The organism is Microbacterium sp. MPR-TSA4, from assembly GCF_058792815.1.
On sequence record NZ_JBXAFF010000036.1, the window covers coordinates 15,386 to 27,629 of the forward strand.

At 73.1% G+C, this 12,244-nt stretch carries 12 protein-coding genes and 1 riboswitch; of the genes, 6 read left to right on the forward strand and 6 right to left on the reverse strand.

Annotation, left to right across the window (positions count from 1 at the left end; translation table 11 throughout):
- Positions 1 to 60 precede the first annotated feature (60 nt).
- The 3 genes from AC1Q49_RS12835 to AC1Q49_RS12845 all read left to right on the forward strand — a co-directional run bounded on the left by AC1Q49_RS12835 (position 61) and on the right by AC1Q49_RS12845 (position 3,142).
- Entirely contained in the window at positions 61 to 1,263 is a 1,203-nt protein-coding gene (locus AC1Q49_RS12835) for a trans-sulfuration enzyme family protein (RefSeq protein WP_101306650.1), read from the forward strand.
- Between the two features lie 77 nt (positions 1,264 to 1,340).
- Positions 1,341 to 2,048 (forward strand): GNAT family N-acetyltransferase, encoded by a 708-nt coding sequence (locus AC1Q49_RS12840; protein ID WP_061782538.1) that lies wholly within the window; start codon positions 1,341 to 1,343, stop codon positions 2,046 to 2,048.
- Between the two features lie 71 nt (positions 2,049 to 2,119).
- Positions 2,120 to 3,142: an LLM class flavin-dependent oxidoreductase gene (locus tag AC1Q49_RS12845; protein ID WP_060960870.1), complete on the forward strand. Its 1,023-nt coding sequence runs from the start codon at positions 2,120 to 2,122 to the stop codon at positions 3,140 to 3,142.
- Positions 3,143 to 3,151: 9 nt separating this feature from the next.
- Here AC1Q49_RS12845 and AC1Q49_RS12850 read toward each other — a convergent pair whose 3' ends face one another.
- Together AC1Q49_RS12850 and AC1Q49_RS12855 are read right to left on the reverse strand one after the other, a co-directional pair.
- Entirely contained in the window at positions 3,152 to 4,006 is an 855-nt protein-coding gene (locus AC1Q49_RS12850; protein ID WP_492492584.1) for a sulfurtransferase, read from the reverse strand.
- A 94-nt stretch (positions 4,007 to 4,100) separates the two neighbouring features.
- Entirely contained in the window at positions 4,101 to 4,502 is a 402-nt protein-coding gene (locus AC1Q49_RS12855; RefSeq protein WP_060960872.1) for an arsenate reductase ArsC, read from the reverse strand.
- A gap of 234 nt (positions 4,503 to 4,736) precedes the next feature.
- Here AC1Q49_RS12855 and AC1Q49_RS12860 point away from each other — a divergent pair, with 234 nt between their 5' ends.
- The gene (locus AC1Q49_RS12860; RefSeq protein ID WP_101306652.1) at positions 4,737 to 4,982 is read left to right on the forward strand and encodes a hypothetical protein; all 246 of its coding nucleotides are present in this window, start codon (positions 4,737 to 4,739) and stop codon (positions 4,980 to 4,982) included.
- Positions 4,983 to 5,057: 75 nt separating this feature from the next.
- On the forward strand, positions 5,058 to 7,169 hold the full coding sequence (locus AC1Q49_RS12865) for a bifunctional lysylphosphatidylglycerol flippase/synthetase MprF (RefSeq protein WP_492492587.1): 2,112 nt from the start codon (positions 5,058 to 5,060) through the stop codon (positions 7,167 to 7,169).
- Positions 7,170 to 7,180: 11 nt separating this feature from the next.
- Here the strand turns inward: AC1Q49_RS12865 and AC1Q49_RS12870 are convergent, their stop codons facing one another.
- The 4 genes from AC1Q49_RS12870 to AC1Q49_RS12885 form a co-directional block, all read right to left on the reverse strand.
- Entirely contained in the window at positions 7,181 to 7,501 is a 321-nt protein-coding gene (locus tag AC1Q49_RS12870; RefSeq protein WP_101306654.1) for a DMT family transporter, read from the reverse strand.
- A 10-nt stretch (positions 7,502 to 7,511) separates the two neighbouring features.
- Positions 7,512 to 7,578: riboswitch (guanidine-III (ykkC-III) riboswitch) on the reverse strand.
- A gap of 23 nt (positions 7,579 to 7,601) precedes the next feature.
- Entirely contained in the window at positions 7,602 to 8,462 is an 861-nt protein-coding gene (locus AC1Q49_RS12875) for a CPBP family intramembrane glutamic endopeptidase (RefSeq protein WP_492492589.1), read from the reverse strand.
- Entirely contained in the window at positions 8,459 to 9,211 is a 753-nt protein-coding gene (gene trmB, locus AC1Q49_RS12880) for a tRNA (guanosine(46)-N7)-methyltransferase TrmB (RefSeq protein WP_492492591.1), read from the reverse strand. The genes AC1Q49_RS12875 and trmB overlap by 4 nt, the downstream gene beginning before the upstream one ends.
- Positions 9,212 to 9,241: 30 nt before the next feature.
- On the reverse strand, positions 9,242 to 10,090 hold the full coding sequence (locus AC1Q49_RS12885) for a DUF3097 family protein (protein ID WP_492492593.1): 849 nt from the start codon (positions 10,088 to 10,090) through the stop codon (positions 9,242 to 9,244).
- A 173-nt stretch (positions 10,091 to 10,263) separates the two neighbouring features.
- On the opposite strand from AC1Q49_RS12885, the gene AC1Q49_RS12890 reads away from it, so the two are divergent.
- Positions 10,264 to 12,244: TPM domain-containing protein (locus AC1Q49_RS12890; RefSeq protein WP_492492595.1), on the forward strand; the 1,981-nt coding region annotated here is incomplete at its 3' end.

The window sequence follows — 12,244 nt, forward strand, 5'->3', positions numbered from 1 at the left end:
CGTCATCTTCCCCGTGGGTTCGTCGTGAGACGGGTGCGGTCACCGGCCTAGGCTCGGGGCATGACCCGTCCCGATCGGCACGACGCCCCCACGACCCATCTCGACACGCGGGCGGTGCACGCCGGCAACCGGGTCGACCCGGCTTCCGGGGCGATCCGGACGCCGGTGGTGATGGCCAACTCCTACGCGCTGCCCGAGGACCCGTCCGCCCTCGACTGGTCGGGCACCGACGTGCCGCTGTACACCCGGAACTCGGGCGTCAACCAGCTCGCGCTCCAGGAGAAGCTCGCGGCACTGGAAGAGGGCGAGGATGCCGTGGCCCTGGCATCCGGCGTCGCGGCGCTGCACGCGGTCTTCTTCACCTTCCTGCGCACCGGCGACCATGTCGTCGTCGCCGACGTCACCTACGAGGCCAGCTGGCGGCTGTTCGCGCAGCTCCTCCCGGAGAAGTACGGCATCGACGCGACGTTCGTGGATGCCGCCGATCCCGCCGCCGTCGAGAACGCCATCCGCCCCGAGACGCGGCTGATCCACGTCGAGACGATCGGCAACCCCACGACGAAGGTGACCGACATCGCCGCCGTCGCGCGCATCGCGCACGCCGCGGGCGCGTTGCTGTCGGTCGACTCCACCTTCACGCCGCCGCCCCTCTACCGGCCGCTCGCCGACGGGGCCGATCTGGTCGTCCACTCGCTGACGAAGTTCATCAACGGCCACGGCGATGCGATGGGCGGTGCGGTCATCGGCCGTCGGGAGCTCATCCAGCGGATCAAGGCCGACGCGATGGTCGACGTCGGCGGCGTCATCTCGCCCTTCAACGCGTGGCTCATCCAGCGCGGGTCGGTGACGCTGCCACTGCGTCTGCCCCGTCACCTGGAGACGGCGCAGCGGCTCGCCCGCGTGCTGGACGCCGATCCGCGCATCGCCTTCGTCGCCTATCCGGGGCTGGAGAGCCACCCGCAGCACGAGATCGCGCGACGTCAGTTCGGCGGGCGCGGGTTCGGCGCCGTCATGGCGTTCGCCGTCGACGGGGGTCCCGAGGTGCAGAACCGGTTCGTCTCGCACCTTCGCGTCATCACCTCGGCCGTCTCCCTCGGGCACGACGAATCCCTCATCGTCCACATCGGCACGGGCGGCCCACGGACCCTCGCGTACCCGGAACCGTTCCGCCGCTACGGTCATCTGCGTTTCTCGGTGGGGCTCGAGGACGCCCGCGACCTGGAGGCCGACCTCCTCGCCGCGCTCGACGACACGTTCGCATGAGGCCCTCCGACGCGCGCGTGTTGCCCGACGTGTCGGACGCGTTTGCGTGTCGCGTCGCGGACGCCGACAGTGGACGGATGACCGCATCGCCCGCCACGGCCGCCAGCGAGATCGCGCTGGACAACGCCGCCTGGTCCTCCCTCGCCGGCCCCCATGCGACGTTCGCGATCGGCGACGACCTCGCCCGCCGGTATCCGGAGGACGTCGCGCCGTTCGTGGCGGTGCGATCGTGGGACGAGCCGGGCGTCTGGGACGCGTTGCGCGGCATCCTCTCGCCGGGTGAGGCGTTCGGGCTGTCCGGCTTCGACGGCGAGCTCCCGCCCGGATGGGCGCTGCTCGGCGGCGGCGACGGGGTGCAGCTGGTCGAGACGGCGGCGCTGTCGCCGCGCCCCGACGACGAGGCGGTGCTCCTGGGCGCCGACGACGTGCCCGAGATGCTCGCGCTCGTGGAGCGCAATCAGCCCGGTCCGTTCCGCCCCCGCACCCACGAGCTCGGTCGCTACATCGGCATCCGCCGCGGCGACCGCCTGGTCGCGATGGCCGGCGAGCGCCTGCACCCGCAGGGGTGGACGGAGATCAGCGCCGTCGCCGTCGACGACGACCATCGCCGACAGGGGTTGGCGTCCCGTCTCGTGCTCGACGTCGCGTTCCACATCCAGCAGCGCGGCGACCGCGCCCTCCTGCACGCCGCGGCGTCGAACACGGGTGCCATCGCCGCGTACGAGAGGCTCGGCTTCGCGTTGCGGCGACGCACGCGGTTCAGCTCCGTGCGCGCACCCCTCTGACCGCCGCGCCGCGTGACGCCGCGTGACACGAGTCGGGCGATCCGACGCGGCGGCGCGCCTAGCGTGGAGGCGTGACCCGTCCCCTACGTGCGCTCGGCTTCCTCACCATCGGCCTCTTCGACCGCGCCGACCCCCGACCCGGACATGAGGCGACCCTCGCGATCATCGAGCGGGCCGAACGGCTCGGCTTCGACAGCGCTTGGCTGCGCGATCGCCACCTCCAGTACGGCATCTCGTCGCCGGTCGCCGTCCTGGCTGCCGCGTCGCAGCGCACCCGCCGCATCCGCCTCGGCACCGCCGTCATCCCGCTCGGGTTCGAGAACCCCTTCCGTCTGGCCGAGGACCTGGCGACCGTCGACGTCCTCTCCGGCGGCCGGCTGGAGCCCGGATTCTCGGTCGGTCCGCCGCGCCGCTTCGATGAGATCGCCGAGGCGCTCTACCCCGACACCGCCGCCCACGAGCGGTTCGGCTACGAGAGGCTGGCGCGCCTGCGGCGGTACCTCGCCGGCGACGCGGTGAGCGCCTTCGCCGGCGTGGAAGGCATCGAGGAGTACTCGGAGCGCATCGAACCGCACTCCGCGACGCTCGCGCAGCGCCTCTGGTACGGCGCGGGCAGTCCCGAGTCCACACGGTGGGCGGCCGAGAACGGGTTCCATCTGCTCACCAGCAGCGTGATCCAGTCGCGGGAGACCACCGACTTCGACCGCGAGCAGCACGCCCAGATCCGCCTCTTCCGCGAGCATCATCCCGACGGCGAGCGCGCCCGCGTCTCGCAGGGCCTGGTCGTCATCCCCACCGACACCGCGACGGCGGATCAGCGCGAGCGGTACCGCGCGTACGCGGCGTCGCGCGCGCACCGCGTGGGCGTGCCGCACGGCCCCAAGCGGATGCTGTTCGCGGCCGACATCGTCGGCACCTCGGAGGAGATCGCCCAGACGCTGACGCAGAGCCGGGCCTTCGCCGAGGTCGACGAGGTGGCCTTCGCACTGCCGTTCAGCTTCCGCGAGGCGGACTACGTCCAGATCCTCGAGGACATCGCCGGCGTGCTCGCCCCGCTGTTGGGCTGGGAGCCGGCGGCGGACGCCACGGTGTGATCGCCGCCGTCACCAGCCGCGGAAGGCGTCTCCGGGCGTCGGTCCGACGGCGACGGGCCGGCGCCGATCACGCGCCCACTGGCTCCACGAGCCGGCGTAGACGGCGGCGTCGATGCCCGCCGTCGCCAGCGCGAGCGCGGAGTGGGCCGAGGCGACGCCCGTCCCGCAGTACAGCACGACCTCGCCGTCCGGATCGATGCCGTGCGCCCACAGGATCGACCGCACCTCGGCGGCGTCGTGCAGCGCTCCGCCGTCGCGGATGAACGTCGTGGTGGGCAGGTTGACGGCGCCGGGGATGTGGCCCGCCGCCGGATCGGCCCCCGCCGCGGTGCCGCGATAGTGCGCCGGCGCCCGCACATCGATCAGGACGCCGTCCACGGGCGCGCGCGCCGCATCGTCGATGCCGACGACGCGGGGGCCGCGCCCCGTCAGGGTGACGCCGCCGGGCTCGGCCACGTGGTCGCCCGCGCTGACCGGCAGGCCACGGGCGACCCAGGCGCGGATCCCTCCGTCGAGAACGCGGATGTCGATGCCCCGGTCGCGCAGCAGCCACCACGCGCGCGCGGCCGCCACGGAGTCGTTGTCGTCGTACGCGACCACGAGGTCGTCGTCGTCGATCCCCCACCGGCGGGCCGCGCGCTCGATGTCCTCCGCGTGCGGAAGCGGCAGGCGTCCCTCCTCCGGGTGGCCGCGTCGGGCGAGATCGCGCTCGAGGTCGACGTACACGGCATCCGGCAGGTGAGCCGCGAGGTAGGCGGGCCGGCCCTCCGGCACGTCCAGGCGCCAGCGCACGTCGAGCAGCCTCACGGGTCTCGCGTCGGCGAGCGCCGCGCTCAGTCCGTCGACGTCGATGAGATGCGGCATCTCCCCAGGCTCTCCCCGCGAGCCGTCGAGCGGAAACGAGGTCGAAACCAATCGCAACAGGACGAAAGACGGCGTCGCATTGACGCCCGCGGTGTCACACCAGGCTGGCGATGAGCCCCTCGACGCGCGCCCTGATGTCGTCGCGGATGCCGCGCACCACCTCGACCGGCTGACCGGCCGGGTCGGTGAGCTCCCAGTCCTCGTAGCGCTTGCCCGGGAAGATGGGGCACGCGTCGCCGCAACCCATCGTGATGACGACGTCGGCCTGCCGCACGGCATCCGTCGTGAGGATCTGCGGCGTCGCGGTCGACAGGTCGATCCCCTCCTCGGCCATGACGGCGACGGCTGCCGGGTTGACGGCGTCGCCGGGTTCGCTCCCGGCGGAGAAGACGTCGATGCGATCCCCGGCGAGGGCGCGGAGGTAGCCGGCGGCCATCTGCGAACGACCGGCGTTGTGCACGCAGACGAAGAGCACGGCGGGAGCGGTGGCGGACATGGTTCCTCCGTGTCGGGCGACGGTGTGGGACGCGGGCGGTGCGACGGTGCTCGCCGCCCCCGCCGAATGGTCCGCACCAGAGGATCCCCGATGCGTCGACGGATGTCAACACGGGCGTCGCCGGCTCGTGCGGGCGCCGTGCCCCGATCGGCCGGCGAAGATCATCCTCCCGGCGGATGCCGGTGCATCCGCCGTCCGATGTGCGGCTCCCGCGCCGTCCGTAGCGTCGAGACCATGACCACCTCGACCCTCGTCCTCGCTCCGGCCTCACCTCCCGCGACGTCGTCGTCGCGGACCGCGCGCGTGCCGCGGAACACGCGGATCGCGCTGTCCGACCGCGGGGCGGCGACGTCCGTCGGCGCCGCCGTGCTGTCGATCCTCGGCAGCATGATCGCGATCGGCGTGGCCGCGATGGGCGTGCTCGTGGTGCCCGTGGCGGCGCTCGTGGTCTTCGGCCCGGCGCTGCTGGCACGCTTTTGAGGGCGACCGCCCCGGTGCGCGATGCGTCGACGTGGGTTCACGGCGGCGTGGGGCAGCTCCCGGTACGGTGAAGGCATGACGGAGACAGCCCCCGCCGCCTCCCCCGCTCCGGCGGCCGCCGCGGCATCCGCGCGCACGCACGCCGTCGTCCGGCTCATGCGTCATCTGCCCGCCACCCTGCTCACGGTCGTGGCGATCCTCATCGTGGGCGTGCTGTCGCAGGGCCTCTGGGAGCCCTTCGACGAGAGCGCCGGCATGGACGTGTGGGCCTACGGGCTGCCCGCCCTGCAGGCCGGTCGCTGGTGGACGCCGCTGACGGGCACCTTCTTCGTCGCCGAGCCGTGGCTCTTCGTCCCGACCATCCTCGGCTTCATCGGGATGGGCGTCCTCGAATACGCCCGCGGCACACGCGTCGCCCTCGCCTACTTCTGGATCGGTCAGATCGTCGCCGTCCTCGCCACGGCGCTGCTCCTGGCCGCGCTCAGCGTCTTCTCCGGGTGGGAGTGGGTGCAGGAGACCGCGACCACGCTCGACGTCGGCGCCAGCGGCGGCACGTTCGCCTGCATCGCCGCGGTCATGGGCCTCCTGGCGTCGCCCTGGCGCCTGCGCGGCTGGCTCGTGCTCATCGCCGTCGTGATCGTCGGCGTGCTCGTGCTCGGAACCGTGGCGGACCTCTCACACCTCCTCGCGGTCGTGGCCGTCCTCCTCTTCGACCGCACGCTGCGGCCCCGCCGTGCGACGCTGCGGGAGCAGCGGCTCATCGCGTTCATCGGCATGGTGTCGTTCGTGGGCATCGAGGTGATCCTGACGATCATCCCGACCTACGGCCCGTTCGGCAGCACCGATCCGCTCTCCAGCTCGTGGATCACGACGGTCATCGACGTCGTCGTCGTCCTCGTGATCGCGCAGGGCCTGCACCGCGCGCGTCGCTGGGCGTGGATCTGCGCACTCGTGCTGCTGTCGCTCAACATCCTCTCGGCGACGCTCCTCGCCGCCGTCGTCACCCTCGACGTCCACTTCGACCTGGGCGTGCCCATCGACGGCGAGACGGCCATCGAGATCGGGAGCGGACTCATCGCCCTCGTGCTGCTGGTGTACCTCGTGCTCGTGCGCGGCGCGTTCGCCGGCGCTCCGCGCACGGCGCTCGGGGCACGAGGGGCGGAGCCGACCGCCCGCGATGCCGCCGACCTCATCCGCACCCACGGCGGCGGGACGCTCTCGTGGATGACGACCTGGGAGGGCAACAGCTACCTCGGCACCAGCACCGGCATCGTGACCTATCAGATCCGGGCGGGCGCGGCCATCGCGCTGGCCGATCCGCTCGGACCGGAGGAGGGACGCGCCTCCTCGGTCGCGGAGTTCATCGCGGCGGCCGAGCAGGCGGGCCTGGCACCGTGCTTCTTCAGCGCCGGCGCATCGACGCTCGAGGCCGTGCCCCCGACGTGGCGCTCGCTCGTCGTCGCCGACGACACCATCGTCGATCTCCCGGGCCTGGCCTACACCGGAAAGCGGTGGAACTCCGTCCGCACGACGCTCAACCGGGCCGGCCGTGAGGACATGACCTTCCGCCTCACCCGCCTGCGCGACGAGTCGTGGGGTGTGCGCACGCAGCTGCAGGCGATCTCGAACCAGTGGGTCGGCGAGAAGCAGCTCCCGGAGATGCGCTTCACGCTCGGCACGCTCGCCGAGGCCGACGACCCCGAGGTGCGCATCGCCCTCGCACTGGACCCGCGCGGGGACGTGCACGGGTTCCTGTCGTGGATGCCGGTGTACGGCGAGAGCGGCATCCGGGGATGGACGCTCGATCTGATGCGTCGCCGCGAGCACGGGTTCGGCCCCGTCATGGAATACCTGATCGGCAGCTCCGCCGCGGCGTTCCGCGACGAAGGCGCCGAGATCATGTCCCTGTCCGGTGCCCCCCTCGCGCACGAGTACCCGCCCGAGGCTCAGGGGCTATCGGCGCTGAGCACGCGCCTGTCGGACGCGCTGGAGCCCGTCTACGGCTTCCAGTCGCTCCACCGCTTCAAGCAGAAGTTCCACCCGCGGTACGAGACGATGTACCTGCTGTTCCGCGACGAGGCCGACCTGCCGCGGATCGGCGCCGGACTGACCCGGGCCTTCCTGCCGTCCGCGACGACGCGCCAGTTCGCCAGCGCCGGTCTGGAGCTGCTGCGCGGGGAGCGCTGAGCGCGCGGCGGTCAGTCGTGGCCGACCAGTTTCAGGCCGACGACGCATCCGACCAGTCCCACGATGAGCAGCATCCGTACGAGCGAGAACTGCTCGTCGCCGGTGATCATCGCGTACGCGACGGTGAGCGCGGCGCCGATGCCGACCCACACGGCGTAGGCCGTGCCGGTGGAGATGTCGCGCATCGCCCACGCGAGTCCGCCCATGCTGGCGACGAGCGCCACGGCGAAGACGATCGTGGGAGCGGGCCGGCTGAAGCCCTCCGATTTGCCGAGGGCGGTGGCCCAGACGGCTTCGAGGATGCCGGAGACGATGAGGACGAGCCAGGACATGACGAGACCTTTCGGCCAGTCTTGTCGCTCACCGGGTACTGGGATCCCTCGTCCGGAGACCCGGTCGGGGTCCGGGTACGAGGATAGCGTCGCCGCCTGATCAGGAGCCGGGCACGAGCAGGAAGATCCCGTCGAGCAGTCCGGGGTTGTGGGCGTGCACCAGGACGGCGAAGACGACGGCGTCGAACAGCAGGTGCACCGTCACGACGTAGCCGAGTGAGCGCGTCTTGAGGAAGATCACCGCCTGCAGCAGAGCGAACGGGATCGTGAGCACGGGACCCCATGCCCGGTAGCCGAGCTCCCAGAGGAAGGAGACGAAGACGACGGCCTGCAGGAGGTTCGCGGCGACGTCGGGCAGGTGGCGGCGCAACAGCACGAACACGGTGCAGATGAAGAACAACTCGTCCCAGATGCCGACCGCGCCGACCCCGACGAACAGCCGGGCGATGAGCTCCGGCGAGTCGACCACGGGCCAATTGCGGTACACGCCGGACCTGATGAAGTAGAACGGCAGGAGGGCCCATCCGAGCACCAGCACGGCGACGAGCCAGGCCCACTGCCAGCTCTTCCAACGCCCGCCGCCGCGCCAGGGGAACCGGATGGCCCGGTCGCGGTACACCCACCGTGAGACGGCGTACGGCACCGCGACGGCGCCGCCGAGCGCGAGAGTGAAGCGGATCATGGAGAGGTCGTCGAGCTTCGCCTCGAGCGAGATCGCGCTCACGACGAGCATGCCCAGCGCGATGAGCGAGAGGTCGCGGGCGAGCGAGGGTGCGGATGCGGCGACCCGGCCCCGTTCCCGCGCGATCGCGGCGCCCACCCCGAGGGCGAGGAGCCCCACGCCGATCAGGGGCTGCAGCAGCACGAAGAACGCGGGCGCGGCCAGGCAGACGATCAGGGCGGGGCCGACGGCCGTAGCCCACCGGCGGGAGGACGCGTCCGAGGCCGCCGTCGAGATCATGCCGCGTCGGAGGGGCCGCGCGCCGCGCGACGGTAGGCGAGGTCGCGGATCTCGCGCCCCTTGGCGAGCCCCTTGCGCTCGAAGGCGGTCATGACCCGTCCGTCGAAGCGCGGTGCCCACGCCCCCTCGAACGCCGCGGCGAACTCCGACGCAGAGCCCAGCACGGCGCGCATCTGCAGGGCGTAGTCCTCCCAGTCGGTCGCCAGCCGCAGCATCCCGCCGTCGCGCAGCGCCCGCGCCGCGAGCGGCGGGAAGGCGGGGGCGACGAGCCGCCGCTTGTTGTGCTTCGCCTTGTGCCACGGGTCGGGGAAGAAGATCCAGAGCTCGTCGACGCTCGCCTCGGGCAGGAGGTGCTCGAGGACCTCGGGCGCGTTCGCCTCGACCAACCGCAGATTGCGCACACCGTCGCGGTCGGCGTCGAGCATCGTCCGGGCCAGGCCCGCGCGGAACACCTCGACCGCCAGGAAGTCGGTGTCCGGCGTCTGCGCCGCGGCGTGCACGATCGCGTGGCCCTGGCCGGAGCCGATCTCGACGATCAGCGGCGCGGTGCGCCCGTAGACCTCGGCGGGCGCGATCGTCGTCCCCGGCAGGATGCTGGTGGCCGCGGCATCCCGCTGCACCTCGATCACGTACCGCGGCGACAGCTCCGCCCACGCCCGCTCCTGCGCGTCGCTCATCCGGCCGCTGCGCCGCACGAACGAGACGGGCTTGTCGCGGTAGCGCGGGGCGGGTTCGGTCTCGTGCGGCATCCGACCAGGGTACCGGCGGACGCCGCGCCGTCAGGTGGTGACGAAGTCGATGAGCTCCTCGACGCGCCCGAGCAGGGCCGGGTCGAGGTCGCGGTAGCTGTGCACGGACCCGAGGATCCGCTGCCACGTCCGCGCGATGTCGGCCTGGTCGTGCGCGGGCCAGCCGAGCGCCCGGCTCACGCCGACCTTCCACTCGATGCCGCGCGGCACCTCCGGCCAGGACGCGATACCGAGCGCACGCGGCAGGACGCACTGCCACACGTCGATGTGGGGGTGCCCGACGATGCGCACGTGCGCGCCGTGGGGCCCGCGCGCGACCGCGTCGGCGATGCGCGACTCCTTCGAGCCCGGCACGAGGTGGTCGACGAGCACGCCGTAGCGCCGTCCCGGCCCGGGCGGCTCGTCGCGCAGCACGGATTCGAGGAGGTCGACGCCCTGGAGGTACTCGACGACCACGCCCTCCACGCGCAGGTCGTCGCCCCACACCTTCTCGACCAGCTCGGCGTCGTGGCGGCCCTCGACGAGGATGCGGGAGGCGCGCGCGACCCGCGCCCGCGCGGTGTCGGCGGCGAAGGAGCCCGACGCCGTGCGCCGCGGCCCGGTCGCCGCGCGTCGCGGGGGCTCGAGCACGACGGCGGCGCCGTCGATCAGGAAGCCGCCGCCGAGCGGGAACAGTCGGCGCCGTCCGCGCCGATCCTCCAGCTCGACGTGGCCGGACTGGATGCCGGTGACGGCTCCGCAGAACCCGTCGCCGGCCACCTCCACCACCAGGTCCGCGGTGGCCTCGACGCGCGGGACGATGGCGCGACCGGCGTCGCGCCATCCCGCGGCGAGCACGTCCGCTCCGTACCGGTCGGGGCCGAATCCGTCGTCGATCATGGTTCCTCCGAAGCCGACACCCTACCGGGCCGACTCCCGCCGGGCGGGACGACGGGCCGCGTCCGCGCAGACCCGCAGCATCCCGTCGGTCCGCCTATCGTGCCATGCCGCGCGGGGCATAGGATCGAAGGGAGGGAGCGAGGGACCCGCGCCTCGCGCAGGGAGGATCACGCATGCGTGCGCGTCTGTGGCTGGCTCTGACGGCGGCAGCGGCGATCGTCCTCGGCGGTGCGGCGGCAGCGGTGGCGACGAGCCCCGTCGCCCTGAGCTCCTCGCGCGTCGTCGACCAGTCGGGGGTGCTCTCCGGGGCCCAGGTATCGGAGGTCGACACGCGCTTGCGCGCCCTGACGGCCAGCTCGGGAGTCGATCTGTGGGTCGCCTACGTCCCGCAGTTCACCGACCCGTCCTCTCCCGAGGAGTGGGCGAACCAGACGGCTCAGAACAACGGTCTCGGCCCGCACCAGTACCTGCTCGCGATCTCCACCGACGGCCGGCAGTACTACCTGTCCGGGTACTCCGCGGGGCCGGTCACCGGCGACGAGCTCACCACGATCGAGCAGCAGCGGGTGCAGCCCGCGCTCAGCTCCGGCGACTGGGTCGGCGCCGCGACCGCCGCCGCCGACGGGCTGGCCGACGCGATCGCGGGGGGCTCGGGAGGAACCTCGGCGGGAGGTGCCGGCGGCATCGTGCCGATCCTGCTCATCGTGGTCCTGCTGGCCCTCGCCGTGCTCGTCGTGTGGATCGTCGTCCGGTCGCGGCGCCGCGGTCCGCAGGGCGCGACGCCGGGGGCGCCGCCGCCGGTCAGCCTCGAAGACCTCGCCCGCCGCGCGTCGTCGGCTCTCGTGCAGACCGACGATGCGGTCAAGACGAGCGAGCAGGAGCTCGGCTTCGCCCGGGCGCAGTTCGGCGACGACGCCGCCCGCGAGTTCGCCGCGGCACTCGCCGACGCGAAGTCGAAGCTGGACGAGGCGTTCTCGCTCAAGCAGAGGCTGGACGACGCGACGCCCGACAGCGAGTCCGACGCGCGGGCGTGGAACGCGCGCATCGTCGAGCTGTGCGACGCCGCGAACGCCCAGCTCGACGAGAAGGCCGCCGCCTTCGACGAGCTGCGCAAGCTCGAGCAGAACGCGCCCGAAGCGCTGGCCCGCCTCCAGCAGCTGCGCGCCACGGTGGGCGGCGCGCACGAGGCCGCCGCCTCGGCCCTCGCCGCCCTCCGCACGACCTACGACCCGCTCGCCCTCGCCCCGATCGCGGACAATCCCGAGCAGGCGCAGCAGCGGCTCGCGTTCGCCGACACCCAGCTGACCACCGCTCAGCAGCAGATCGGCGCCGGCAACGGCGGCGCCGCGGCCGTGAGCATCCGGGCGGCCGAGGACGCGGTCTCGCAGGCGCAGGTGCTGCAGGACGCGGTCGGTCGCCTCGGCGCCGACCTCGCGCAGGCCGAGACGGACGCCGCCGCCCTCATCGCCGACCTCGAGACCGACATCGCCGCGGCGAGCGCCCTGCCCGATCCGGACGGCCGGATCGCACCGGTCATCGCGGCGACACGGGCCCAGGTGGATGCCGCCCGCGCCCTGATCACGGGCACGGCGAAGCGGCCCCTGTTCGCGCGCGACGAGCTCGACCGGGCGAACGCGCAGATCGACGCCCTGCTGGCGGGCGTCCGTGACGCACAGCAGCAGGCCGCGCGCGCCGCCCAGCAGCTCGGCGGCCTCCTGGCCCAGGCGCAGGGCGAGATCTCCGCCGCCGAGGACTTCATCGGCTCGCGTCGCGGGGCCGTGGGCGCCGAGGCGCGCACGCGGCTCGCCGAGGCCGGGGCCTCCCTCGTCCAGGCGCGCCAGATGCAGCAGTCCGACCCCGCCCAGGCCCTCGCCGCCGCGCAGCGCGCCCACGACCTCGCGACGCAGGCGCTGCGCGTCGCGCAGAACGACGTGGGCGTGTTCCAGGGCGGCATGTTCGGCGGCACGGCCCCCGCGGCGCGCGGCAACGGATCGGGCGACATGATGGGCGCGATCCTCGGCGGGATCGTCATCAACTCGCTCCTCGGCGGCGGCGGTCGCCGAGGCGGTTTCGGAGGCTCGTCCGGCAGCCGCGGCGGCAGCATCTCCCCCGGCGGCTTCGGCGGGGCCGGAAGCCGGTCCCGCCGCGGAGGGG

Bases quoted from the DNA above. Each gene is read 5' to 3' on its own strand.
- AC1Q49_RS12835 (WP_101306650.1), top strand. From the start codon at position 61: ATGACCCGTCCCGATCGGCACGACGCCCCCACGACCCATCTCGACACG.
- AC1Q49_RS12850 (WP_492492584.1), bottom strand. From the start codon at position 4,006: ATGCCGCATCTCATCGACGTCGACGGACTGAGCGCGGCGCTCGCCGAC.
- AC1Q49_RS12840 (WP_061782538.1), top strand. From the start codon at position 1,341: ATGACCGCATCGCCCGCCACGGCCGCCAGCGAGATCGCGCTGGACAAC.
- AC1Q49_RS12885 (WP_492492593.1), bottom strand. From the start codon at position 10,090: ATGATCGACGACGGATTCGGCCCCGACCGGTACGGAGCGGACGTGCTC.
- AC1Q49_RS12870 (WP_101306654.1), bottom strand. From the start codon at position 7,501: ATGTCCTGGCTCGTCCTCATCGTCTCCGGCATCCTCGAAGCCGTCTGG.
- trmB (WP_492492591.1), bottom strand. From the start codon at position 9,211: ATGCCGCACGAGACCGAACCCGCCCCGCGCTACCGCGACAAGCCCGTC.
- AC1Q49_RS12860 (WP_101306652.1), top strand. From the start codon at position 4,737: ATGACCACCTCGACCCTCGTCCTCGCTCCGGCCTCACCTCCCGCGACG.
- AC1Q49_RS12875 (WP_492492589.1), bottom strand. From the start codon at position 8,462: ATGATCTCGACGGCGGCCTCGGACGCGTCCTCCCGCCGGTGGGCTACG.
- AC1Q49_RS12855 (WP_060960872.1), bottom strand. From the start codon at position 4,502: ATGTCCGCCACCGCTCCCGCCGTGCTCTTCGTCTGCGTGCACAACGCC.
- AC1Q49_RS12865 (WP_492492587.1), top strand. From the start codon at position 5,058: ATGACGGAGACAGCCCCCGCCGCCTCCCCCGCTCCGGCGGCCGCCGCG.